The sequence below is a fragment of the Paenibacillus sp. FSL R7-0128 genome (genome assembly GCF_038002245.1).
Taxonomy (GTDB): Bacteria; Bacillota; Bacilli; order Paenibacillales; family Paenibacillaceae; genus Paenibacillus_AQ; species Paenibacillus_AQ silagei.
In genome coordinates this window covers 7,454,613-7,477,310 of sequence record NZ_JBBOCD010000001.1, presented here as the reverse complement: position 1 = coordinate 7,477,310, position 22,698 = coordinate 7,454,613, and the positions used below count along the sequence as shown (strand labels likewise).

Annotated in this window: 24 protein-coding genes and 1 pseudogene; 15 read left to right on the top strand and 10 right to left on the bottom strand. The window is 52.6% G+C overall.

Features of this window, described 5'->3' with window-relative positions; genetic code table 11:
- Positions 1-39 precede the first annotated feature (39 nt).
- Positions 40-621: a GNAT family N-acetyltransferase gene (locus NST26_RS32020; RefSeq protein ID WP_340957214.1), complete on the top strand. Its 582-nt coding sequence runs from the start codon at positions 40-42 to the stop codon at positions 619-621.
- Positions 622-1,016: 395 nt separating this feature from the next.
- Here the strand turns inward: NST26_RS32020 and infC are convergent, their stop codons facing one another.
- The gene (gene infC / locus NST26_RS32015) at positions 1,017-1,532 is read right to left on the bottom strand and encodes a translation initiation factor IF-3 (RefSeq protein ID WP_340957217.1); all 516 of its coding nucleotides are present in this window, start codon (positions 1,530-1,532) and stop codon (positions 1,017-1,019) included.
- A 202-nt stretch (positions 1,533-1,734) separates the two neighbouring features.
- On the opposite strand from infC, the gene NST26_RS32010 reads away from it, so the two are divergent.
- Complete coding sequence (locus tag NST26_RS32010; protein WP_036691711.1) at positions 1,735-2,316, top strand: RNA polymerase sigma factor; 582 nt, start codon at positions 1,735-1,737, stop codon at positions 2,314-2,316.
- A complete protein-coding gene (locus NST26_RS32005; RefSeq protein WP_340957220.1) occupies positions 2,309-3,154 on the top strand; it encodes an anti-sigma factor in 846 nt (281 codons plus the stop codon). Before NST26_RS32010 ends, NST26_RS32005 begins: the two co-directional genes overlap by 8 nt.
- Before the next feature lie 146 nt (positions 3,155-3,300).
- On the opposite strand, the gene NST26_RS32000 is transcribed toward NST26_RS32005, so the two are convergent.
- Together NST26_RS32000 and NST26_RS31995 are read right to left on the bottom strand one after the other, a co-directional pair.
- A complete protein-coding gene (locus tag NST26_RS32000; protein WP_340958193.1) occupies positions 3,301-4,527 on the bottom strand; it encodes an MFS transporter in 1,227 nt (408 codons plus the stop codon).
- Positions 4,528-4,550: 23 nt separating this feature from the next.
- Positions 4,551-5,693: a serine hydrolase domain-containing protein gene (locus tag NST26_RS31995; RefSeq protein ID WP_340957222.1), complete on the bottom strand. Its 1,143-nt coding sequence runs from the start codon at positions 5,691-5,693 to the stop codon at positions 4,551-4,553.
- A gap of 176 nt (positions 5,694-5,869) precedes the next feature.
- On the opposite strand from NST26_RS31995, the gene NST26_RS31990 reads away from it, so the two are divergent.
- The 5 genes from NST26_RS31990 to NST26_RS31970 all read left to right on the top strand — a co-directional run bounded on the left by NST26_RS31990 (position 5,870) and on the right by NST26_RS31970 (position 10,311).
- On the top strand, positions 5,870-6,328 hold the full coding sequence (locus NST26_RS31990; protein WP_173134098.1) for an Lrp/AsnC family transcriptional regulator: 459 nt from the start codon (positions 5,870-5,872) through the stop codon (positions 6,326-6,328).
- Positions 6,329-6,432: 104 nt separating this feature from the next.
- Positions 6,433-6,753, top strand: a complete 321-nt coding sequence (locus NST26_RS31985; RefSeq protein WP_209987492.1) for an ArsR/SmtB family transcription factor — start codon at positions 6,433-6,435, stop codon at positions 6,751-6,753.
- A 23-nt stretch (positions 6,754-6,776) separates the two neighbouring features.
- Positions 6,777-7,286 (top strand): SRPBCC domain-containing protein, encoded by a 510-nt coding sequence (locus NST26_RS31980; RefSeq protein WP_340957226.1) that lies wholly within the window; start codon positions 6,777-6,779, stop codon positions 7,284-7,286.
- Positions 7,287-7,521: 235 nt separating this feature from the next.
- Positions 7,522-9,252, top strand: coding sequence for an Imm51 family immunity protein (locus NST26_RS31975; RefSeq protein WP_340957229.1), 1,731 nt, complete (start codon positions 7,522-7,524; stop codon positions 9,250-9,252).
- Positions 9,253-9,384: 132 nt separating this feature from the next.
- Positions 9,385-10,311: a copper amine oxidase N-terminal domain-containing protein gene (locus NST26_RS31970; protein WP_340957231.1), complete on the top strand. Its 927-nt coding sequence runs from the start codon at positions 9,385-9,387 to the stop codon at positions 10,309-10,311.
- A gap of 93 nt (positions 10,312-10,404) precedes the next feature.
- On the opposite strand, the pseudogene NST26_RS31965 reads toward NST26_RS31970, so the two are convergent.
- Positions 10,405-10,488, bottom strand: a pseudogene (locus NST26_RS31965) (helix-turn-helix domain-containing protein); the annotation flags it as partial.
- 165 nt (positions 10,489-10,653) lie between these two features.
- On the opposite strand from NST26_RS31965, the gene NST26_RS31960 reads away from it, so the two are divergent.
- Positions 10,654-10,968, top strand: a complete 315-nt coding sequence (locus NST26_RS31960; RefSeq protein ID WP_340957233.1) for a hypothetical protein — start codon at positions 10,654-10,656, stop codon at positions 10,966-10,968.
- 408 nt (positions 10,969-11,376) lie between these two features.
- Here NST26_RS31960 and NST26_RS31955 read toward each other — a convergent pair whose 3' ends face one another.
- From NST26_RS31955 to NST26_RS31945, 3 genes are all read right to left on the bottom strand, one after another.
- Positions 11,377-11,748: a retropepsin-like aspartic protease gene (locus NST26_RS31955; protein WP_340827684.1), complete on the bottom strand. Its 372-nt coding sequence runs from the start codon at positions 11,746-11,748 to the stop codon at positions 11,377-11,379.
- 8 nt (positions 11,749-11,756) lie between these two features.
- Positions 11,757-12,014: a hypothetical protein gene (locus NST26_RS31950; protein ID WP_076080793.1), complete on the bottom strand. Its 258-nt coding sequence runs from the start codon at positions 12,012-12,014 to the stop codon at positions 11,757-11,759.
- 236 nt (positions 12,015-12,250) lie between these two features.
- A complete protein-coding gene (locus NST26_RS31945; protein ID WP_340957235.1) occupies positions 12,251-13,048 on the bottom strand; it encodes an SDR family NAD(P)-dependent oxidoreductase in 798 nt (265 codons plus the stop codon).
- A gap of 311 nt (positions 13,049-13,359) precedes the next feature.
- Here NST26_RS31945 and NST26_RS31940 point away from each other — a divergent pair, with 311 nt between their 5' ends.
- Together NST26_RS31940 and NST26_RS31935 are read left to right on the top strand one after the other, a co-directional pair.
- Positions 13,360-14,055 carry a TetR/AcrR family transcriptional regulator gene (locus NST26_RS31940; RefSeq protein WP_340957238.1) on the top strand — a complete coding sequence of 232 codons (696 nt, stop codon included), beginning with the start codon at positions 13,360-13,362 and terminating at the stop codon, positions 14,053-14,055.
- Positions 14,052-14,798 (top strand): sugar phosphate nucleotidyltransferase, encoded by a 747-nt coding sequence (locus NST26_RS31935; protein WP_340957240.1) that lies wholly within the window; start codon positions 14,052-14,054, stop codon positions 14,796-14,798. The genes NST26_RS31940 and NST26_RS31935 overlap by 4 nt, the downstream gene beginning before the upstream one ends.
- Positions 14,799-14,909: 111 nt before the next feature.
- Here NST26_RS31935 and NST26_RS31930 read toward each other — a convergent pair whose 3' ends face one another.
- A complete protein-coding gene (locus NST26_RS31930) occupies positions 14,910-16,019 on the bottom strand; it encodes an NADH:flavin oxidoreductase (protein ID WP_340957242.1) in 1,110 nt (369 codons plus the stop codon).
- Between the two features lie 219 nt (positions 16,020-16,238).
- Between NST26_RS31930 and NST26_RS31925 the strand changes: the two genes are divergently transcribed.
- Complete coding sequence (locus tag NST26_RS31925) at positions 16,239-16,823, top strand: TetR/AcrR family transcriptional regulator (protein ID WP_209868797.1); 585 nt, start codon at positions 16,239-16,241, stop codon at positions 16,821-16,823.
- 138 nt (positions 16,824-16,961) lie between these two features.
- Here the strand turns inward: NST26_RS31925 and NST26_RS31920 are convergent, their stop codons facing one another.
- Positions 16,962-18,617: a cellulase family glycosylhydrolase gene (locus NST26_RS31920; protein ID WP_340957245.1), complete on the bottom strand. Its 1,656-nt coding sequence runs from the start codon at positions 18,615-18,617 to the stop codon at positions 16,962-16,964.
- A gap of 539 nt (positions 18,618-19,156) precedes the next feature.
- Here NST26_RS31920 and NST26_RS31915 point away from each other — a divergent pair.
- Positions 19,157-20,224 (top strand): polysaccharide deacetylase family protein, encoded by a 1,068-nt coding sequence (locus NST26_RS31915; RefSeq protein ID WP_340957247.1) that lies wholly within the window; start codon positions 19,157-19,159, stop codon positions 20,222-20,224.
- 68 nt (positions 20,225-20,292) lie between these two features.
- Here NST26_RS31915 and NST26_RS31910 read toward each other — a convergent pair whose 3' ends face one another.
- Entirely contained in the window at positions 20,293-20,940 is a 648-nt protein-coding gene (locus tag NST26_RS31910; RefSeq protein ID WP_340957250.1) for a Vat family streptogramin A O-acetyltransferase, read from the bottom strand.
- Between the two features lie 146 nt (positions 20,941-21,086).
- Between NST26_RS31910 and NST26_RS31905 the strand changes: the two genes are divergently transcribed.
- Both NST26_RS31905 and NST26_RS31900 read left to right on the top strand, forming a co-directional pair.
- Positions 21,087-22,352, top strand: a complete 1,266-nt coding sequence (locus NST26_RS31905) for a YncE family protein (protein ID WP_340957253.1) — start codon at positions 21,087-21,089, stop codon at positions 22,350-22,352.
- A 71-nt stretch (positions 22,353-22,423) separates the two neighbouring features.
- Positions 22,424-22,642 carry a hypothetical protein gene (locus tag NST26_RS31900; protein WP_340957255.1) on the top strand — a complete coding sequence of 73 codons (219 nt, stop codon included), beginning with the start codon at positions 22,424-22,426 and terminating at the stop codon, positions 22,640-22,642.
- Positions 22,643-22,698 lie beyond the last annotated feature (56 nt).

Below are 22,698 nucleotides of genomic sequence, written 5' to 3'. Positions count from 1 at the left end.
TGGGGGCAGATAGAACTTGAAGGTGAGGGTAAGCGTATTATGAATCCGGTACTGTCCAGGATGAGGCTCGAAACGGAGCGGTTAATCATCCGTCCCTATATGGAAAGTGATCTTATGGCTTCGTTCGAGCTGATGCAGAACCCGGAGGTGCTGGCCTTCATGCATATGGAGGTCATGTCCATGCATGAGTATGAGGGGATGTTCCGCTGGCTGATGTTCAGCTATCATACACCGTTCGAGCTGCCGTTCAAATATTCGTTCGCCGTCTGCGATAAGGCCACAGGCCGGCTGATCGGCTGGTGCGGGACCGGCGTGCTGGAGTTTATGGCGCCGGATGCGGAGCTGTATTATCTAATCGGGCGCGAACACTGGGGCCGGGGTTATGCTACCGAAGCTGCTGCGGCGATGGCGGACTATGCCTTCGGTGTGATCGGACTGGAGCAATTATATGCCAAGGCAGATCCGCGCAACACCGCGTCGCTCGGGGTGCTCCGGAAGCTGGGCTTCCGGGTGAAGCAGGAGCTGACCGGATTGACCGGCGATTATGAGGATTGCAATGGGGAGCTGCTGCATGTGCTGAGGAAGGAGTGGTTTGTGGAGCGGTTTAAAGGCGGGAAATGACCATATGCTAAGGGAGCGGATGGGTGGGCGATAAGAGGTTAGAGATTTGAGGATTAGATTAGCAATTAGAGCAGAGGTTACGGCTTTGTTAGCCGTATTGTAATAACAGGTGCCGTCCTTTTAGGATGGCACCTGTTAGGTATGGGCAGGACTCCGACCGTTGCTATATGCGGCATTGTAGCAGTTTTGTAGACTGATTGTATTTTCTGCAATAGAATTCGCAATTTGCTAAGCTAAATGATCGTCTGTTGTATTTTATACAATGGATTTCGTGAATTCTGCCCGTAAGCCCTGATTTTTCCCGATTTTGCTGTACAGAGTACAACAGAATCAATCTTTAGACCCATTTCGGGGTCAGCTAATGTACAAAGTGCAATGAGCCCTGATAAGACAACTTACGTATGCGGATTTACTCTAACCTGTGCGCCTTTGCCGCTGGTCTGTAGGCCGGAGACCTTGGTTCCGGCTTCCTTCAGATCGGCCACGAGCCGCTCCAGCACTGCCTTCGCAGCGGCGGCCTCCTTGGCGCCGGAGGACTTCACGACGAGCTGCACCGGCTTGCCGGAGCGCAGATGCTTGTCCGCCTGACGCAGCTTCGTGTCGTAGTCATGCTCTTCAATATGGGCGGTGAAGCGCAGCTCCTTCACCTTCTCCCGGCTGCTTCCGCCGCCTTGTTGCGGGCGGCTGGTATCGCTCTTGCGGGCCGCTTGTGCAGCCGCCTTGCCTGTGCCCTTGGCGACCAGGCTGCAGGGCGGCGGGCTGCTCATCAGCGAGGTGCAGACCAGGTCGGCCCCTGCGGCTCTGGCCTTGGACAGCGCCTCGCTTCTGGATACGGTGCCGAGCTTCTCGCCCTTCAGCCCGGTCAGCTCCACCTCGGCTGCCTTAATCTGTTCATTCATCAGTACGGCCACGGTAATGATCCTCCCTTTGTGGATATGATATAGCTATCATATATGGAAGCGGGCAGGGCTTCAATAACGGCTGCCGGATGCTCGCAGCCGTCAGGCCGGCAGGTTGAGACGGTTGTGCAAAGCGGTTATACTCAGTGGACGCAGGTTTTTCAGCATGGAATCACTGGCAGTACTATATTTTCTGTTGAATGGGGGATGGCAATTGAATGACACAGCTGACGATAAGCAGTTAATTCTGCTTATTGCACAGAAAGACTCGAATGCCCTCGAACTGCTCTATGACCGGTATGAACGGGTCATCTATAGCTTTGCTTACCAGATCGTGAAGGATTCGATGGCTGCCGAGGAGGTTATGCAGGAGCTGTTCCTGCGCCTGTGGAAGAATGCGGGGCAGATTGACTTCGGCAAAGGCAAGCTGCTCACCTGGATGTTCGCGGTGACCCGCAATCTGGCGATCGATTATCTCCGTAAGCGGGACGCCAGGCTGCCGCGGCAATCCGCCGATTCCGGGAATTTGGAGCAGGTTCAGGACCACAGCGCGCTCACCGAGGATCTCGTTGAGCTGCAGATGGCGGGGGAACAGATCAGAGAGGCGCTGCTGGGATTAAGCCGCGACCAGCAACAGGTAATGGATATGATCTATTACCAGGGCTACACCCAGCAGGAGGTAGCACAGCTTGCGGCAATCCCGCTGGGCACGGTCAAGGGAAGAGTCCGGCTGGCGATGAAGCAGCTTCACAAATCGTTACGGCACTGGGGAAGGAGGGATCATGCGCATGAGTGAACACAATGAGGAACTCTGTGAATTGGCCGAATTATATACGCTGGGCGCATTGACGGCGGAGGAAATGCAGCAATTCGCTGCCCATGCGGCAGAATGCGCGGAATGCAGAGAACTGGTGGGGGAATACCGGCAGGTACTAGACCATCTTCCGCTTGCATCCGAGCCGGTTGACCCGCCCTCCGGCATGAAGGAGCGCATCCTGTCACGGGTGCTGGAGTCCGGGAATGCGGGTGCACCGGCAGTCCGGCCGGAGACCCGCTTGAATATCCAGCCTGATGCAGAGCGGGCTGCGGAGCATGAGCCAGCGAGGACTCCTCCAGCAGAGCAGGGCTTGCCCCAATTAAACATCCCGGAGCCCAAGAGAACCCGCTTCTGGGGGTACCTGAGCCTTGGACTGGCTGTGGCTGTACTGCTCCTGGTCGTCTACACCGGCCAGCTGCGCGGAAATGTGTCTGAGCTGAAGCAGCAGCTGGCCTCCGGCACCGGACCGCTCCAGGGGCTTAAGGTGAATGAGGCAGTAGCACTTAGTCCGGCGGGAGAAGGGATTACCGCCAAAGGTACAGCAACAATTGTCGCAGACCCTACCGGCACCCATCTTGTACTTCAGGCAGAAGAGCTACCCGAGCTTACTGGCACGGAGGTCTATCAGGTATGGCTGATCAAGGGGGACAAGCCGGTGAATGCGGGCACCTTCATCTCACAGGACGGAAACGGGGCACTGTATTATTCCTTTGACCCGAAGGCCTATGATACCATAGCCGTTACACTGGAGCCGGATGGTGCGGGCGTTACCCCGCGCGGGAAGATGATTCTCGCAGCGCCGATTAAGCAGGGTTAGCAGCGGAGTAACGTAGATAGAGCGGGATCTACTGCTATTCAAGCAGAACAGCCGGGAGGGCTCCCGGCTGTTTTTGTGCAATATGAGGTGTTATATGAGCAGATGAACGAGAATGGTGAGGTTGCCTTACATTAATTTGATTGAAATTATTTATTGCGCTGGATATCCACGGTTCCGGGAGGGAAACCATGCGTTCTGCTGCACCGGACTATCCATACCGAAAGGGCCAGCAAGACAAACAACGCCCATGGGAACGATACAACGCCCGTTGTTTCGAGAAGAATTCCACCGGCTATACCGCCTCCGCCAATGGCCAGATTCCATGCGGTTACAAGCATGGATTGCGCTACATCTGCGCTCTCTCCGCCAGCTGCAGCAATGGCTGTTTGCAGCAGCGTGGCTGCTCCCCCGAACGTTAAGCCCCATACAGCAGCTACTAGATAGATTACAACAGGCTTGCCGCTTCCAATGCTGAGCAGAACAGATGCCAGTGCAAATGCGGTCAGGCTAATCAGAACCAGCAGCCTCAGATGACGATCAATCCACACGCCTGTTAACCAGATGCCAAGAAGTGCTGTAATCCCGAAAATAAGAAGCACCAGATCCACGCGCCCGGATAGTCCGGCCAGAGTAAGGTACGGTGCTATATAGGTATACAGGATATTGTGGGCCAGTACCCAGGCCAGCACGACAAACAGGATCGGCCGCACTCCGGGGCTTGTGAACACCTTATTTAGCGGGAGCCGCTTATCCGCAGCTTCTCCTGGATAGTCCGGCAGCTTCCAGAGTATCCAAAGGGTTAGCAACAGAGCGAACAGTGACAAGACTCCAAAAATATTACGCCAGCCTGCAAGGTCACCCAAGAATGTTCCGGCAGGGACTCCAAGCGCCAGGGCAAGTGGTGTTCCCGCCATTGCAATAGCCATTGCCCGTCCCTTAAGCTGCTCTGGTACCATGCGCCGGGTATAGCCTGCGATCATTCCCCACAGGACACCCGCGCACACACCCGCGAAGAAACGGGCCGCAAGAGTCAGAGGGTAACTCGAGGATACGGCAGTAACGGTATTGAATATGAGGAAGCCAAGGATGCATAGTAACAGCAGAGGTCTCCGCCTCCAGCCGCGTGTTACTGTGGTCAATGGAATGGCGGCGAGTAACGAGCCCAGGGCATAGAGGGTAACAAGCTGACCTGCCATGGCCTCGGTTACTCCAAGACCCGTACTGATCTGAAGGAGGAGTCCGGCGGGAATCGTCTCCGTCAGAATACAGATAAACCCTGTCATTGCCAGAGCAATCAATCCAGCCCAGGGAAGACGTTCTGGAGCAGGGGGAGTGGAGCTTTGCTGCGGAGAAGCAATTGTGCCGCTGCTCATCGCAATTGTCTTATTGGTGTTGTTCATGACGGGTCCAATCTGCCGTAGATGGCATTGCACAAATCAACCGTGAACGGACCAGACATACCCTCCAGTGCGGTATTAGTAAAGGCTACCACACTTAGCCGCTGCTTGACATCGACGAACCACGAATGGCCATAGGTGCCGCCCATGCGCCAAGTGCCAAGGGACTCCGCAGTGTTGGCGGCAGCAGGATCTTTAAGGACGGTCATCCCGAGGCCGAAACCCCGTCCCGGCCAGAAGGGCATGGGCAGATCTCCAATCTGGTTGGCCGTCATTTCGCGGACCAGAGACTCCGGCAATAGCGGCGCTCCGCCCCTCCGCAACGTCTCCAGCAGCTGCAGGAAGTCTCCGGCACTGCCGACCATACCGGCTCCGCCGGAAGGAAAGGCAGTGCTGTCTAACGCCCGGTCCGGGGCAAGGCGGAAGCCTGCCGTTCCTTCTACGAAGGCCAATCTGTCCGGATTCTCCATAAGCCGCAGTCCCGGAACATCATCGGCATAAGCTGAGGTCAGGCGCTGCGGGTCTACGGCAACGAAGCTGGTATCCGTCAGATCGAGGGGGCGAGTAATAAGTGAGCGGATCGTTTCACTGAGCGTGTTCCCGCTAACGTTAGCAATTACTGCTCCCAGCACATCTGTTGCGATAGAATATCTCCACTGGGTGCCAGGATGATAGAGAAGCGGAACAGACGCGAGCCGCTTCAGGTTCTCTTCAAGCGTGATACCGGACTGATCCATGCCATCGGATACGCCAGCCTGCTCATAGGAACCGCCTTCTTCCTGAAAGAAGCGGTAAGTCAGACCGGCGGTGTGTGTCATTAAGTGACGGACTGTCATTGCTGGAGTCTCTCCGTTCTCAAGCCGTGGCTGAAAGCCCGGCAGCCACCGGTCTACACGGTCATCCAGCTTCAGACGCCCTTGCGCCACCAGAATCAGAGCAGCCGTAGAAGTATACGGTTTGGATACCGAGGCGAGCCGGAATAATGCGTTCTCCCGCATAGGCTGGTTTAGCTCGCGGCTCGCATAACCAGCAGCACGGCTGTAGATGAGTTGCCCATCTAATGCTACCTTTATGACAACACCTGCCAGGCGCTTGTCTGTTATTGTCTTGTCAATTACCTTGTTAATGCGTTCCGGGAGCATACTCAACATCCTTTCGCTACAGTTAAAGCAGCCACTGCTTCTGCTTTACTATTGTAAGTAAAGTATATAAAATAAATTAACTTGAATACATGAGCCATTAACGTTAAAATCCGCCTTATACATTTAAAGTTAAGGTATTTTAAATAAATAATCTTAAAATTAAAGGAGGGGTCAAAATGGACTCTATTGATAAGCAAATTCTGTTCCATCTGCAAAATCAGGCGAGAATATCCATGACAGAGCTGGGGAAGAGCGTAGGTCTGTCTCAGCCAGCAGTAACGGAAAGAGTTAAGCGTATGGAGGAAAGCGGAGTGATCAAGGAGTACCGGACGATTATCTCGCCGGAGAAGATCGGGAAACAGGCCGCAGCTTATATCCTTTTCCACTCCAGAGAGTGTCATGCTTTTGTGGACTTCTGCCGTGCCCATCCCGATGTCGTAGAGTGCTACCGCATCAGCGGAGAACACAATTATCTGTTAAAAGTCATGTCCGACTCTACACAGGGTCTTGAGGAGTTTGGGAATCAGTGTGATAAATACGGGAATTATACGATTCTGATCGTTATGTCATCGCCAATAGATCATAAGAATCTCCTTCCTTCGCTGGAAGAAGCAGGTGAAAATCTGCTTAAATAGAGATAAGCAATCCTAACAATATTCCTTGACGGGAATATTCCTGATAAGTTATATTGAGAATGTACCCAGATACTAAAAGGCTGTATAAAAGGAATATGGAAATGATGGACACAACGACATTTAGCGCACTTGCTGAGCCTACCCGCCTGCGGATGGTTGAGATCCTGAAGGACGGGCCTATGAGCGTAGGCGATATCGCCGAGCGGCTCGCGCTCCGTCAGCCTCAGGCCTCGAAGCATTTGCGTGTGCTGCTGGAAGCCGGACTGGTTGAGGTGGAAGCGGCGGCTAACCGCCGGAACTACAGGCTGCGTACGGAGCCGCTGGAGGCTATGGATGCCTGGCTGGAAGCTTACCGCAAGCTGTGGAATGAACGCTTCGACAATCTGGATGACTATCTGCGGCAGCTGCAGTCCGAAGACAAATGAATGACTATCAGGAGGGATTAGGAATGTCTGGCACAATGATTTCCCGAGTCGAAGGTCTTGAGCTGGTTCTGGAACGTGTATTCGCTGCACCGCGTGAGCTGGTATTCAAAGTGTTCTCTGAGGCAGAGCATCTGAAGCAGTGGTGGGGACCGCGCGGCTGGATTGTTCCCTTCTGCACTGTTGATTTTCGTCCGGGCGGCATCTGGCATTATTGTATGAAATGTGTGGATGAGCAGCAGGGGGAATTCTTCGGAATGGAATCCTGGGGCAAGGGCATCTACCATGAGATTGTCGATGGCGAGAGATTTGACTATACCGATTATTTCTCCGATGCCGAAGGCAATGAAACGGAAGGTATGCCGTCTACACTGGTCAGTATGAGGTTCGAAGAAGTTGAGGGCGGGACGAGGCTGGTCAGCCGGTCGAAGTATGATTCGGAGGAAGCGCTCAAGACGGTCATGGATATGGGGATGGAGCAAGGGATCACCGAAACCTGGGACCGGCTCGAAGAGCACCTGCAATCCATTCAGTAACTTGAAGGAATATAGGTTGAACGTTCATAGAGAGGTTGTCTTGATGCCGGGTGTCCGGCCGAGGCGACCTCTTTTTGAGATGGTCCGTTATAGGGTTTACCTTAAAAGGACGGCGTAGCCGTTTCTACTTGTGCTTTTCCGGTGAATGGGTAATAGCGAATATACTGACAAGAAGCAGTCCTTCGGAATAGGGGACAGGCTTGTTTTGCAGTGTCCAATTAGGGGGGCCAAAGGCATGGATGAGGCGTTGCTGGAACAGGTGAAGCGTTGGCATGAAGAAGATGAATATCAGCAGATTGTGGACCGTATTCTGGAGATTCCGCCGGATGCAAGAGATTATGAGTGTATCGGCCAATTAGGCAGAGCTTACAATAACCTGGGTGAATACGGGGAGGCGCTGGAGCAGCTGCGCAGCATCTCCAGGGAAGGCGAGGATGATCCGCTGTGGCAATTCCGCATAGGGTATTCCTACTATCACCTGAAGCAGTATGAGCAGGCTATTCATGCGTTTGAACGTGCGGAGGCGCTGGAGCCGGGAGACGGGGATACTGCGAGAATGCTGGAGTGGAGCCGGGAAGGCGCACTGCGTGAGACAAGAGAGCAGGCAAGACGCGCCGAAGCGCTGGAGGCCTTGAAGGTGAATAGAGAGGGTGGCGGTAGAGACCTTGGTGCATTCCTCGACTACTGCGCGGATTTCTGGGAGGACAGCGACTATGCCTTGAAGTCGTATGTCTCTCCGCTGCCCAGTGACGAGCTGATTGCCTCTGTGGAGCAGGAACTGGGTTATAAGCTGCCGGCCTCTTACATCGCCATGATGAAGCAGCATAACGGCGGGATTCCGCGCAATACGTGTTTTCCGGTGAATGAACCCACTTCCTGGTCAGCAGATCATGTCGCCATTTCGGGAATTGCCGGGATCGGCCGCGACAAATTCTATTCCCTCTGCGGAGAGGTGGGCAGCCGCTTCATGATTGAGGAGTGGGGCTACCCCGATATCGGCGTGGTCTTCGGCGACTGTCCCTCCGCAGGACATGATGTCATTATGCTGGATTACCGTCACTGCGGCCCGGAAGGGGAACCCGAGGTGATTCATGTGGACCAGGAGAGCAACTATGAGATTACGTTCCTGGCCCCGGACTATGAGACTTTCATTCGCGGGCTGGTGAATGAGGAGGTCTATGATACCTCGGAGGAGGATAAGCAGGAGGATCTGCGGAAGGTAGGGTCCGCGCCATTCTCTCCGCTGCTTCAGGAGCTGTGCGACCAGGTTACCGAAATGGACGATATAGAGGGCGTTATCCGCAAGATATGTACCCGCATTGTTGAGAAGAAGGGCCATTTCTCACTTCATGTGGACGAAGAATCCACCCTGATGTATGATTTGCAGTTCTGGCTCTATACCAGCGCTTACCCGAATACGAGCCGTGACCAGTATCTTGAGATTTATTCCAAAATGATCGCGTTCGGCGGTGAATTCAGCACAGGCGGATATGCCCCGGGCTTCATCTCGGATTGGCTGGATGAGCGGATCCGGCAGGGAAGGATTGTAGAGACTGAAGGGATGCTCAGGTTCACGGATGAGGCGAAGGAACAATTGCTTGAGAAGCTGAAGGAAGCAGAAGTAGGGGGAGCTGTAGATCTGAAGCCTTTTATAATCGTGGAGCAGGATAACGGCGGCAAGTCGGTCATTCTGAGCGTTGGCAATTATAAGACAGAGGTATTCGCTGCACGGGAGGAGGAGGGCTTCGAGGGCAATGGATATGATTGGGGCTCGCTGGCAGCGGTATTCCTGGAGGAAAAGATGCCCGAGCTGGCCGGTATTATCCACTTCGACCCGGAGGCAGGTATGTTCTGCGCCTATTCCTCCGACGCTGAGGCGCTGGTTGCCTTCGCCACTGCCTTCAAGCTGGCTTGCGAGGATGATGTGCTCATCCGCGATTTGTTCTCGCGTGCAGAGCTGGACTAGCGCGGATAAGACAATAACGGGACTGCCTGTATTATAGGGCGGTCCTGTATTGTTATAAGAGTACTTTCGAGGAACTTTATGGATCTTTTTGCGTCTCTCATATATAGAATGTAAAATTTAGGAGGGTGTATAATGAGGAAGTTGATCCTATGTTCATCTATTGTTCTATGTGCTGCGTTTCTGGCACCGGTAGCACATACGGCGTCTGCAGCAGGCAAGAGTCCCAAAGGAACACAAGTAGTTGTGAATAATAACGATTTAGAAGCCAAAGACATTCTTAACAAGAAGAATCAGGTGTTTTTTAGCCTGACTTCACTCCAAAGCTTAGGCGGGTTAACGTTTGCCTGGAATAATGCGACTAAGCAAGTAACCGTGGAGGGGAGTGGCACAAGTCTGCAGTTGACCATAAATAATACAACAGCACTGAAAAATGGAGCTTCCGTTTCCTTAAGCGCTGCTCCATTTATTCATAATGGCAAAACCATGATCCCTTTACGTTTTGTTGCCGAAGCGTTGGACGGTTCAGTAATTTGGAATCCAGACACCCAAACGGCATTTGTGTCAAAACCAAGCGCGAAATTGTTGGCTGATGTGAAGAGCAGCGAGTTAAGCACTGCAAGAAATGTTGCGATTAATCTTCCCAGAGTTTCACAGCTCAAGGAGGACTTTGAGCCCTCGCTGGAAACCGCCAGTCTCCAATATTATTTTCCGGCGACTACAAAGGACCGGTTCATCGAGGTTAATAATAATGTAATCCGTTACTATCAGTTGACGAAGAACACAGCTTACCTTAAGTGGCAGGCTCTCACTGGCGACAAGGCCGGTAAGCAAGAGAACCTTTATTTCATAGGCCGCTCTTTTACGCAGCAGGATGGTTCCTTACCGGATTTTACAGCTACGACCTTCGCAAGCTTTCGCTGGATGCCTCATATTACTTCCACGGGGTATGGTTTGATTAATAAGGAGAACTGGAATGAGGTTATTTATAAAGAAGCCGAGGTTCCTCAACCTAAACTGAAGGAAAATTATATTATTGTGGATATTCCAGAGGAACAATGATGGGTGATCCTATGGTGGCTGTTCTGGGATTGCCGTGACTCTAGAGAATGTAAGGCTGGGTGTCCGTAACCGCCCAGCCAACGTTCAACTTGGCCCACATATGTAACTGTAGTGCAGTGACGCTGCCTCAGTTAGTTGCTCTTGTGTCCATCCTTTGGCCTTTCTGAGTTCACGTATCCGATTTCCTACACATTATGGTAAATTCATGGTATCACCTCAGGAATACTTATGTCTCAAAAGCTCCTTTAACCTCGCTAACAATCCTCTGCAAAGTGCTGATTTGCTTTACGCTCAACCCGCTGACAATAACCGCATATTCATCAAGAGCTTTCGGTACCGCTTTTGGACATGCAACGTCCGCTTGTCTATTATTTTGGGTTCAGTCATCTGATGTGGGGCAGCGCTTATCAAAAGCAGCAAAAGTATGACGACGCTAGAGAGAGGGTATACCGCTATGCTGAGCTGGGCTGGATGGAGGATTTAGGGGTAGAAGGGGAGGCAATTGCCGAGGAGTTCAGAGGATTGGCACGTGCTAACCTGTATATGGTTGAGATTCTCTCAGGGCAGACTGGACTTCTGGAGGAATATTTCTGTTTCTTGGAGAATAATCCTGAAGAGCTGCTGCCCAATATGGGCTTGATGTCAGAGATCTACTAGACCGCTATGCAGAACAGAGTGAGGGGTTTGGAGCGTACGAGGATAGAGATAACATCTCGCATTATTACTGCTATTGTTATCACTTGGCGTTATTTGAAGCGCTGCGTGAGAGAGTGACGGCAGAAGAGAGCAGAAGGTATGATGGGGTGCTGGCAGATTGTCGGGCGAGGTTGTTCTAGAGCCTTCCTGAGGCGTGAACGTGCAGAGCTACAATTCGGCGTAGCGTGTTGCTGAAGTTGTTTGGGGAGGTTACCGCATCTCCATTCCCATACAAAGAACTTACGTTCCTTTAATGCCGAGTATATTGCAAAGCAAAATAGAAGCCTCCTATTGGATAGGGCTTCTATTAAGTAACGCTAAGCATAGGTATAGCAACAAAAGTTCAGCGTTGTATGATGTTGAAATTGCTCACTCTTTTGCCGCCACTATCAACTCTTTGGAATCAATCACTAACCCGGCAGATTGGATAAAGTCAAAGCCAAGAATACCATCAATCTCCATGCCGTAGTCCATTTCCCCAATTTCTACTTCAAACCCTCCCAGAGATACCTCTCCCGTACTCACAAAATCAAACTGCTTGGAATAGACGACTTCTACTCCGCCTACACCCCTGATTTTGTTCAGAAAGTCGCCAGGTTCAATTTGAACCCCGATGGCATCTACCACATCAGCGTTGAAAATAGTTCCTGCCGAGCCTGTATCCAGCAAGACATTCTTCAAATGAAGCTCTTCACCGTGGTAACAAATGATCACTTCGATAAAAGGCAGCCCGTATCTCACGTCAATCCTCATCTTGGCCCGCGTACCCCCGCCCATTTTTCCCGAAGCTTCAGCTCCTCGCGGGATGTATGAAAAAAGCCGTACTCCCGGTATGGCTGTTCACGATGCAATTCATAGTAGCGTTTCATGGCAACCGTTGAATCGTCGAAACGATCAATGAGAGCCACTTCGTCAATAAGCCAGTACCCGTCTTCCGAACGAGACTTTAACGCCTCACAGACCACCCACTCATCAGGGAACTGCTCGCGGACATCTTCCCATCGCATCCTCATCACCTCCGGATAACCTAACTTGCATTTACTCCCAGTATAGCACAAAAGCCCAACCAGAGAATGTTAAGGCTAGGCTTAAACCATGATGAACCCCTGTCCAGATTAACCATTGTGGTGTTTTATGGACAAGGGGACAAGACCCGTATGGTTGGAATCACCAGACTATTGCCCCCGCATCCCAACACAATGGCGTGTAGCTCATTTGCGTTTATTATGTTCCGTTTGCATTACTAAACTTGCTTAGGCTTTGCCGGGCGAAGCATGTTCCCGACCAGCCGCAGGCTTTGTCTGCGGGTCATGAAGCGGGAGATCTGGGCGCCCAGGTAATTGCGGAATCCGGGGACAATGTACTGTTTTCCTCGGGCCATAGCGCGCAGTGTAATTGCCACTACCCGCTCAGGCGAGTCCTTCGCGCCGCCGACGGAAGCATCCTCCGTACCCACTACGTTGAAGAAATCCGTCTCTGTTGAGCCTGGGCACAGGGCGAAGAATTGCACACCGCGATCACGATTTTCCCAGTAGAGGGCATCGGTAAAGGACAAGACAAAAGCTTTGGTCGCCCCATAGACGGCCATATAAGGCAGCGGCTGAAAGCCTGCCGTAGACGAGACATTGATAACGGCGCCTGACCCATTGTGGAGCATTGCGGGAAGGAATAAATGAGTCATATCCACTACAGCGGCGACGTTCAGCATCACCTCATCATGCTGGCGCTCCCCGGAGACCTGCTCGAACAGGCCATGAGTGGCGAAGCCTGCATTGTTCACCAGCAGATCGATGCTCAGGCCTAACTGCTGGCAGGTCTGATACAACTCTCCGGCAGCACCTTGAAGCGATAGATCCTGGGGAATCACCCGGCACTGAATTTCATGGCTTCGGGTCAATTCGGCTGCGAGCGCATCCAGTTTGTTTTTGGATCTGGCTACCAGCACCAGATGACTGCCTTCCTTGGCTAATTGTCTTGCGAACTGTTCGCCGATTCCCGAAGAGGCCCCGGTGATCAACGACCATTTTCCTTTAATATTCATAGTTTTTGCTCCTTCTACAACGGTGTTATGGAAACAACGTTACCAAATTGCGAAAAAAATATGACCGATCCTAGCGGGCATAAGTTCGTTCGTAGTGGCATAAGTTCTTTCTCAGCCGTATACGTCCGTGTTCGGCGGCGTTAATACAATTGGTAACACTGTTTCTTATATGAATCATAGTAACCAAAAGAATACTGCTGTGTCAATCTGTTTTTTTCGCATGAGGGTTCAATTGACAACCTATGTTCAAATGTTTAGAATTCCTGTTAGAACCCGGCAACTCTGTTGCTGGTCAATAACATGATAACCGAATGAAGGTGATTCTTATCCGTAGCGAAGACAAACCTGCACCCTCCACGGGGCGGGTATTAAAAACATATCAGGAAGCCCGTCTGCAAAATACGGAGAATCTCCGTAAGCTGGTGGTGGATGCCGCCGCTGCCATTCTCCAGGAAGAGGGGCCAGAGGCCGTTACGGTGCGTAAAGTATCGCAAAGGATGGGCTGTTCCACCAAGATCATCTACAGTTTATTTGTCAATAAAGAGGGTTTGGCCCAGCAATTATATCTGGAGGGCTGCAAAATACTGGCCCAGCGGTTTGAAGAAGTGCCGGCTTCTTCAGATCTGTTACAGCATCTGCTGGATCTGGGCGAAGCCTTCTGGCAGTTCGGACAGGAGCACAGCAGCTACTACAAGCTGATGTTTGGAGGAGCTTTTGCCGAGTTCAAGCCGGATGCGGAGAGTATGCAGGGAACACTGACCGCCATACGCCAATTACAAGTTCTAATCATTACCGCCCAGCAGCAGGGACTGATTTCGGACCAGGAAGAGACCGGGGCTCTTGTCGCCGCCATATGGTCATCGCTGCACGGTGTAATTCACCTGTATATGGGCGGGTTCCTTGGCGATGCCGATGCCGCCCATACCATATACAAACAAACCATGGTTCTGCTGTCCAGAGCCTTATTCGCAGCATCTACACCGGACAGAGGAGCGGATAGAGGATGATCGCATTAATCCTGGCTGCGGGGTATGCCACCCGTCTGTATCCGTTAACGCTAGACACCCCGAAGCCGCTGCTGCCGGTGCAGGGAAGCCGGACGATCCTGGATCTGCTGGCCGCCCGGCTGGAGGTGCTGGAGGAGATTTCGGAGATTCTTGTGGTGACGAATGACCGCTTCTTCCATGCTTTTGAACAGTGGGCCAGGCAGTATCGGGGGAGCAAGCCGGTCCGTATCCTGAACGATGGAACTTCTTCTCCTGAGGGGCGGCTAGGCGCGATTGGCGATATCCAGTTTGTGCTGGAGCGGGAGCAGCCGCAGGAGGATCTGCTGGTGCTGGCAGGCGATAATGTGCTGGGCTTCGGCCTGGCGGGGTATCTGGACTATTTTCACAAGGTGGATACCGATTGTATTCTGGTGCGGACGGTGGATGATCCGGCAGAGCTGCGCAGTATCGGTGTGGCGGAGCTGGATGCGCAGAATCGGGTCTTGTCGCTTGAGGAAAAGCCGCAAGCGCCCCGCTCGAACATTGGCGTATTCGCGCTGTACATCTACAAACGGTCTACGCTGCCGCTGTTCTCCCGTTATCTGGCTGAGGGGGGCAACCCGGATGCGCCGAGTTATTTTCCCGAATGGCTGCATTCCCGTCAGGAGATGCGGGCCTATTATACGGAGGGGACGATTGATGATGTTGGCACCCCGGAGGCCTATGCGCAGATGCGGGCGAGGCTGGGGGAACAGGCAGAGTAACCTGGGTTAAAAATCAAAAAAACGCACGGGTACAGAGAGAATTTCTCATTCCCGTGCGTTTTATTTGGCAGAGAAAGGGTAGTCGAGCGGTTCTTGGAGATTATCTATGATTCAATACAATTGGGCCGCCGCCTCTGGAGTAAAAGCTTGAATCTCTTCCAGCCTGCCCTCACGGATTTTCTTCGCCCATGCCGGATCACCCAGAAGTGCGCGTCCAACCGCTACCAGATCGAACTCCTGGTGGTCCAGCCGCTTCAGCAGCTCCTCCATCCCTTGATGGTCTGCTTCCCCGCCTTCAGCGGGAGCATTGTCCATGCCTACGGAACCAACGGCAATCGTTGTCTTCCCGGTAAGCTTCTTCACCCATCCGGCGAGACCCAGCTCCGAGCCCGCGAATTCCGGGTCCCAGAACCTGCGGGTCGAGATGTGGAAAATATCCACCCCTGCCTGTACCAGCACATCCAGGAATTGCTCCAGCTGCTCCGGTGTATCCACCAGCTTCGCCATGTAATCCGCCATCTTCCACTGGGACAACCGGATGGAAATCGGATAATCCGGTCCGACTACAGCGCGGACGGCCTGGATAACTTCGGCTGCAAACCGGGTACGCTTCAGGAAATCGCCGCCATAGCGGTCCGTCCGCTGATTGGTTATTTCCCAGAAGAACTGGTCAATCAACAAGCCGTGACCGCCGGAGAGCTCTATTCCGTCGAAGCCAGCTTGCTGTGCATTCACTGCCGCATCGGCATAGGCCTGAATGACCCCGGCAATTTCTTCTTCTGTCATCGGCTCGCTTATCTTGTTCCCCTGCATGTCGAGTCCTGATGGCCCGATTGATGGTGCATCCGGATGAGGCTGAGAACCCATGGGCCGAATCATTCCCATATGTGCCAACTGCGGAAAAATGATACCGCCGGCCTCATGAACCTGTCTAACGACTTCACGCCAGCCGTTCAGAGCGGCCTCACCAAAGAGATTAGCCAGTCCCGGATCACTGCTTGCTGCCGGATGGTCAATCATACCAACGGTGATGATTAGCCCCACCCCATTCTCAGCACGGCGGCGGTAATACGCTGCCATATCCTCACCCGGTACTCCCTCCGGTGAAAAAGCACGCGCCATCGGTGACATTACAATCCGGTTGGGTATAGTTAATTGTTGAACCGTGTACGGTTCAAATAAGGTCTCCAGTGAATGGATTTGCTCCTGTTGTTTAGCCATGGTTAACGCCTCCTGTAGGTTGAATGATTATTCTCAAAGCGGGGTATGAATGCAATAGTAACAAGCTCCAATCCTCCCTTCAACCAACAAACTGCCCAAGTTGTTGCTTAAGCTAAAAGCCGGAAAAACTGTCGTATTGGCAGATCCTATTTGTTGTGTACAGAGCACATGTTTATAATTAAGAGGATTATAATCTCTTCTGAAAGGGGCGCTCCTTGGATGGCTGGCATACATCCCCCCAATCCGAACGACCCGCGGGTGATTCGGACCCGTCAATTAATTCTGGATGCCTTCGTCCGGCAATTGAATATCATGGACTTCAACTCGATAACCGTCGGCGACATTACCAAAGCAGCTACGATTAACAGGACCACCTTTTATGCCCATTTCCAGGATAAATATGCGCTGTTCGAAGCCTTTTTGTTAGATGCCTTTACGAATATGGTCCTCCATAAAGTCGATGCCAAAGGACCGTTGACCGAGAAGACGCTTCAAGAGCTGATAGTAGCATTATGTAATTATCATGAAAACAGCCACCGCTGTTTCAAAAGATATGATTCTGTAGCTCTCTTGCTTGAGGAGAATATTAAGCTCCATCTCGAGAAACTTATCCTGCAACTGATCTCCGGATCAGCTGCGGCTACAGATTCGAAGCCGCTTGCAACTGCCGCCACCCTGCTAAGCTGGTCCTTATATGGCGTAACCTACCGCTGGAATCTGGAGGGAAGATCAGAGTCTTCCTCCGAACTGGCTGAGCGGGTAATGCCGCTGATCACGGGCGGATTTCCCATGAGCCCCCAATGACCAAAAACGCAGAGCAGCGATCCTCCGAATGGGGGAATCGCTGCTCTGCTCACTTTTTGTGGTTTTAAGAATGAAGAGAACTGTCTTCCGCCGTAGAAAACCTGCTTTTGGGACAGCCTTGTAGCCGTTTCCGCTTGGTTACGGCTCTACCCCGTAGATGAGCGTTCCATTATGGTATACAGTGATCCGGTCATTGGCCGTGAAGCTGGTCAGCAGCGGCCGGAAGGAGTAATCGTTGGCCTGGCTATAATTCGCGTAGTTATCCTTGTGAATACGGAACTGGATCTCTCCGGTTGAGCCGGAAGCCGCCAGGCTGCCCGCCCCGCCCTTGAAGGAGATTTCGGCGTAGGCATCCGCGTTCGGGACCGGAACCGCGAGCGGGACGATGGTGGTCTGGATATTATTTTTGCCGACGACGGCGTAGTCAATCTCCATGGTGTGTGCGGAGCTGCCGTCCTGGGTGAACCAGTAACGGATCGTGAATTGGCTGAGCGGGACAGGGACGGTGGAAGTGCTCTTCAGCTGAAGACTTGCCCGGATGGAGCCCACATTGTTGCCGGTCTCATCACTGCGGTAGAGCGGAGTGGCGGTTACAGGTCCTGTCCCGGGGCCGCCGGGCTCCTCAATAGGAGGGAAGGTGACTGTCTTCATGATCCGGTTCAGCATGAGCTGCTTCGGCCGGTTCCAGGTTGCCCAGTCATCCTGCAGCAGACCGCCGGTATCCCCGCTGTTGGGGTTCAGTGTCCAGTAGGTCCAGTAGAGATCATTCGTGCCGATGTAATCGACTAGTTTATTCTGCCACTTCCCTTCAACCGAGAGGGTGTCCACGCTGCGGCCTCCGAATTCACCCATGATTAGAGGGGCAATGTTCTCTTTGCTGATATAACCCCAGGTCTGATCCCATATAGCAGGCAGGTTCGCCGGAAAAGCCGGATCGCTGAACCACGGCTGCTCCGCCACCCCGGGACCGTAATCATGCGGAGAATACACCACTTGATTCGGCACGGTAAGCGTTACCGGATAATTCCGCACCCCGGTAAGGTTGCCGCCCCACCAGTACTTGCTGGTGTTACCCTGCACATTCTGCTCGATCCCTTCGACGATGATCAGCCAGTGCGGATTCACCGCAAGGATGGCATTCCCAGCCCGCTGGGCCGCGAGCCGCCAGTCTGTGCTGAGATCACCGGTCCCCCAGCTTGCTGTGCCGTGAGGCTCATTATGCAGATCCGCACCGATTACTGTAGGATTATTCGCATATCGTGCAGCCAGCATCACCCAGTCACTGATCCAGCGGGATTCAGGATATGCAGCGGTATACCATAGCGTCGACTGCCCGCCGGAATCGGGACGATGCCGGTCCAGGAAGATTTGAATGCCGCGCTGGCCGGCTTTTTCGATTAAGGTATCCATAATTTCGATGGGAGTCAGACCGGCCAGGTCCGGGTTTTTGGCATAATCAATGCTGTTGGCCTGGGAAGCCGGATCGAACATTTGACTGCTGAACGGCAGGCGAATCAAGTTGTACCCTTCTGCGCGGACCTGATCGAGCACATCATCCATGGAACGCGACCATAATCCGTGCGGGGAATAGTTCGGTGTCTCGAAGCCAAACCAGTTCAGTCCGTTGAACACGGCCGGGTTCCCCTGCGAATCTACAATCCGGCTGCCCGAGGTGTGATAAAAAAGCTTCGCTGCCCCCTCAGCCTTCACCGGCTGTCCGGCAATAGCGGCTGTACCTGCAAGCAGTGTTAAAGCCAAAAGCATTGTCCCCAGTGTCCTGAAACCAAAGGTCATTCATCTTCCTCCTCGTAATATGATTCATGATAAAGTCGAACTTTATATCATACGGGTAAAATGAAAACCTATTCATCCCGGACGGGTCTAAATTATGGAAAATTTTTGAATAAAACAGGAGGGGGGCTGTTGGAGTCACTCTATACGGACCAATGCACTTATGGGATAAGCCAGGTGGCTAGGGGGATCGAAGATAGCAGTTGGATTAAGTACACTTGCTGGTGAGCGAATGGTCTGTGTTACAACAGTAATTGGATAAACAGCACTTAAATCTTCCCGATTCACCCAAAGCAGCAAAAAGAGTAAGTGATAGGTGTTGTAAATCCACTTATTACCGTACATCTCTCCCAAACCGCTAATTTAAGATACATTTTTCCAATTGTTTAGCACAAATTACAAGAATCACATCTAGCTTAAAAAGGGAATAATTGTTATAATTACTAATGTAAGCGTTTGACTTCACCGGAGCGTATACATACAGTTACAGCCTTAACGGGTACAGTCAGGAAACTATTCAAGCCGAGAGGGGAATTAGGAGAATGTTTAGAAGCAAAGCTATACAATGGGCAGCTATCGGGTCGCTTGTCGTGTCTTTATTTATGGGGTCGCTGGCGTTGGGCGGGGAGAAGGTGTTCGCCGCCGATTGCTCGGCCGGCTACGTGGCTCTAACGTATGATGACGGGCCGAATCCAAGCAACACGACAAACCTGCTGAATGCTCTGCAGCAGAATGGCCTGCGCGCCACGTTCTTCAATGTCGGGCAGAATGCGCAGAACAATCCTTCGCTCGTCCTGGCCCAGAAGAACGCAGGGATGTGGATTGGCAACCATTCCTGGTCGCATGCGAATCTGACCCAGGTGGGTACCTCCCAGATTACATCGGAGATTACGAACACCCAGCAGACGCTGCAATCCATTACCGGCACAGCTCCGAAGCTGTTCCGTCCGCCGTACGGGGCGACTAACGCGACTCTCAAGTCCATCGAGGCCCAGAACGGCCTTACCGAAGTACTCTGGAACGTGGACTCCCAAGACTGGAACGGAGCGGGAACCGCCCAGATCGTGGCCGCTGTGGGCACGATGAAGAATGGGGATGTCATCCTGATGCATGACCAATACCAGACCACACTCCAGGCAGTACCGCAGATTGCACAGAATCTCAAGAACCGCGGCCTATGCTCAGGCATGATCTCGCCAAGCACGGGCAGGGCGGTTGCGCCTGACGGCGGCAATGGTCCTGGTCCCGCTGTAACGAAGGTAGAGGCGGAGAGCATGACCAAGGCCGGTCAATACACCTCGAATATCAGTTCCCCGTTCACCGGAGTCGCTCTGTATGCAAACAATGATTCCGTGAAGTACACCCAGAATTTCACCAGCGGCACCCATAATTTCTCCCTGCGCGGGGCCTCCAATAACGCCAATATGGCCAGGGTGGACCTCAAGATCGGCGGGGTGACGAAGGGGACCTTCTACTATGGCGGAAGCAGTCCTGCGGTCTATACGATCAGCAATGTCAGCCATGGAACCGGCAATCAGGTGATTGAGCTGGTGGTTACCGCCGATGACGGGACTTGGGATGCTTATCTTGATTATTTGGAGATTAACTAAAGCTACAATATTGAAGGGGGTGCCCCAGCCAGCTATCGCATGGCTGACGGGCACCCCCTTATTCAAGTTCAGCTTCGGCCTGCCAGAGCCCGGATCTGCTCCAGATCACTGCTGCACAGCGCCTCCAGATGGGCGGTGATCTTCCCGGGACTCCAGTCCCACCACTTCAGCTCCAGCAGCAGGGCGATGAGCTCGTCATCGAAGCGCTGCCGCAGAATCCGGGCAGGATTGCCCCCGGCAATATGGTATGCGGGAACATCCTTGGTGACAGTAGCATTGGCGGCGATGATCGCGCCGTCACCAATCGTCACGCCCGGCATAATGGTGGCATTCTGGCCGATCCAGACATCGTTTCCGATGACAGTATCGCCTTTGTAGGGCAGGTCCGCCAGCTCAGGCGTTGCCTGCTCCCAGCCGCCGCCCATAATGTTGAAGGGATAGGTGGTCACCGAGCCCATCCGGTGGTTGGCACCGTTCATAATGAATTCGGTGCCGCGGGCGATGGCGCAGAACTTGCCGATCATCAGCTTGTCCCCGATGAACTCATAGTGATGGGTAACACGGCTCTCGAAGAATACCGACTCGTCAGGATCATCATAGTAGGAGAAGTCTCCGGCGATGATGTTGGAGCGGGTCAGCGTATTTTTGATGAAACGGACCTGCTTGATCTGTGGATTCGGATGAATGTCATTGGGATTTGGTCCTGTAGCATGCAATAGGATCACACCTTTCTCACATGAATGGGGAGCCGAGCCATAATTTGAATCTAGCTATAGTATAGTCCAAGCGGCGCTACAGTTCTTACATATATTATGAGAGACTGGTAGTTTGCAAATCTCTTATCTAGGGAGGCTTGGCTGGAATGGCTATTCTATCAACAGGGCCTATTGAGAATAATGCAGTGAACGGTGTAAGGCCTACGGTACAGGTGACGGTCAAGATTGATAACCGGGATGCGGTGAATCCGTCTGCGATTCTGATCCAAGGGTACGACTTGACCCTCACCAGAACGTTGTACGTAAGCGAGCTTATTACGGTTTCCCCGGACGAGGTGATCACAAGGAATTACTTTGCCAATCTGGATGCCTATGAGTTTGTCTTTACAACGGAGGGTCTTGCTGAATTGCAGACGGAAGTCTCTGTGTGGGGCAAGGATTCAGCCGGGCGGCTGGTTACCGCCCACCGTCTTGTCTCAGCTGAGCTGCTGGGTGCTGAAGAGGGGGGAGTCACAGGCTCCGTCAACCGTATCTATGTTGCCAATTTCAACAGCAATGATGTTTCTGTGATCAACGGTGCTACAGGTGCAGTGATCGCAGTCATCCCTGTAGGGGTGAATCCTGCTGGAATTGCCGTGAACCCGTTAACCAACCGCATTTATGTCGCTAACTTGAACAGTGACAACGTATCCGTTATCGACGGGTTAACCAATACGGTGCTGGCCACCGTTCCTGCCGGGGACGGAGCGGGCGGAGTCGCGGTCAATACCGCTACCAATGCCATCTATGTTGCGAATTTTAATGATAATACGGTCACTGTCATTGACGGATTAACCAACACTGTGGTGACTACCATTATTCCCGCCGGCGGTTCTCCTTTTCCAACGGGGATCGGTGTGAATTCCTTAACCAATACTATTTATGTAGCTGAATTCAACTCGGATATTGTTACCGTCATTGATGGGGCTACGAATACGGTTATTACCCAGATTCCCGTGCAGGTGAACCCGTTCCGTTTGGCTGTTGATCCCTTAACGAACCGGATTTATGTCGCGAACTTCACCAGCAACACCGTATCCGTCATTGATGGTGCGACCAATACGGTGATCACCAACGTGCCTGTCGGCACGACTCCGGCTGAGCCGGGAGTGAACATCTCTACCAATGCCATCTATGTACCAAACCGGGATGACAACAATGTATCGGTGATTGGGGGGTTAACGAATACGGTAATTACTACCATTCCGGTCGGAAATAATCCCAACAGCGCGGGCGCTAATCCATTGACGAACCGCATCTATATAACTAATCAGGACGATAATACGGTATCGGTCATTGATGGGGTCACCCAGGCAGTGATTAGTGTCATACCGGTCGGCGCGCGTCCGTTCTCCGTGGGCGTCAATCCGTAGGAAGCCAGGAACAGGAATTCAGTACGATGCCAATTGAGGCCATTATCTTAACGAGCGAGGTGACTCATAGGATGGAAATAACATCAGCCGAAGATATCATGATACAGCTGTCGGGCATGGACCAGGAGAATTCTGTATCCCGGATCTACGTTCCCGGGATCGGCGAATTCATGATTGTACTGCTGAAGACAGACAACAGTGCCGCTGAAGGCCCGGCCCGCACCAGCGGGGCGGAGGCAGAAGAGTGCACAATGCCGGCAGCGGTGTTAACAAGGAACCCCTACCTTTAAGGATAGTCCATAAATCAGCACGCTTCCCGTAAGGAAGTGGCTGGTTTATGGAATTA

Bases quoted from the DNA above. Each gene is read 5' to 3' on its own strand.
- NST26_RS32020 (WP_340957214.1), top strand. From the start codon at position 40: ATGAATCCGGTACTGTCCAGGATGAGGCTCGAAACGGAGCGGTTAATC.
- NST26_RS32005 (WP_340957220.1), top strand. From the start codon at position 2,309: ATGAGTGAACACAATGAGGAACTCTGTGAATTGGCCGAATTATATACG.
- NST26_RS32000 (WP_340958193.1), bottom strand. From the start codon at position 4,527: ATGAGCAGCGGCACAATTGCTTCTCCGCAGCAAAGCTCCACTCCCCCT.
- NST26_RS31995 (WP_340957222.1), bottom strand. From the start codon at position 5,693: ATGCTCCCGGAACGCATTAACAAGGTAATTGACAAGACAATAACAGAC.
- NST26_RS31990 (WP_173134098.1), top strand. From the start codon at position 5,870: ATGGACTCTATTGATAAGCAAATTCTGTTCCATCTGCAAAATCAGGCG.
- NST26_RS31985 (WP_209987492.1), top strand. From the start codon at position 6,433: ATGGACACAACGACATTTAGCGCACTTGCTGAGCCTACCCGCCTGCGG.
- NST26_RS31980 (WP_340957226.1), top strand. From the start codon at position 6,777: ATGTCTGGCACAATGATTTCCCGAGTCGAAGGTCTTGAGCTGGTTCTG.
- NST26_RS31975 (WP_340957229.1), top strand. From the start codon at position 7,522: ATGGATGAGGCGTTGCTGGAACAGGTGAAGCGTTGGCATGAAGAAGAT.
- NST26_RS31970 (WP_340957231.1), top strand. From the start codon at position 9,385: ATGAGGAAGTTGATCCTATGTTCATCTATTGTTCTATGTGCTGCGTTT.
- NST26_RS31950 (WP_076080793.1), bottom strand. From the start codon at position 12,014: ATGCGATGGGAAGATGTCCGCGAGCAGTTCCCTGATGAGTGGGTGGTC.
- NST26_RS31945 (WP_340957235.1), bottom strand. From the start codon at position 13,048: ATGAATATTAAAGGAAAATGGTCGTTGATCACCGGGGCCTCTTCGGGA.
- NST26_RS31940 (WP_340957238.1), top strand. From the start codon at position 13,360: ATGAAGGTGATTCTTATCCGTAGCGAAGACAAACCTGCACCCTCCACG.
- NST26_RS31935 (WP_340957240.1), top strand. From the start codon at position 14,052: ATGATCGCATTAATCCTGGCTGCGGGGTATGCCACCCGTCTGTATCCG.
- NST26_RS31930 (WP_340957242.1), bottom strand. From the start codon at position 16,019: ATGGCTAAACAACAGGAGCAAATCCATTCACTGGAGACCTTATTTGAA.
- NST26_RS31925 (WP_209868797.1), top strand. From the start codon at position 16,239: ATGGCTGGCATACATCCCCCCAATCCGAACGACCCGCGGGTGATTCGG.
- NST26_RS31920 (WP_340957245.1), bottom strand. From the start codon at position 18,617: ATGACCTTTGGTTTCAGGACACTGGGGACAATGCTTTTGGCTTTAACA.
- NST26_RS31915 (WP_340957247.1), top strand. From the start codon at position 19,157: ATGTTTAGAAGCAAAGCTATACAATGGGCAGCTATCGGGTCGCTTGTC.
- NST26_RS31905 (WP_340957253.1), top strand. From the start codon at position 21,087: ATGGCTATTCTATCAACAGGGCCTATTGAGAATAATGCAGTGAACGGT.
- NST26_RS31900 (WP_340957255.1), top strand. From the start codon at position 22,424: ATGGAAATAACATCAGCCGAAGATATCATGATACAGCTGTCGGGCATG.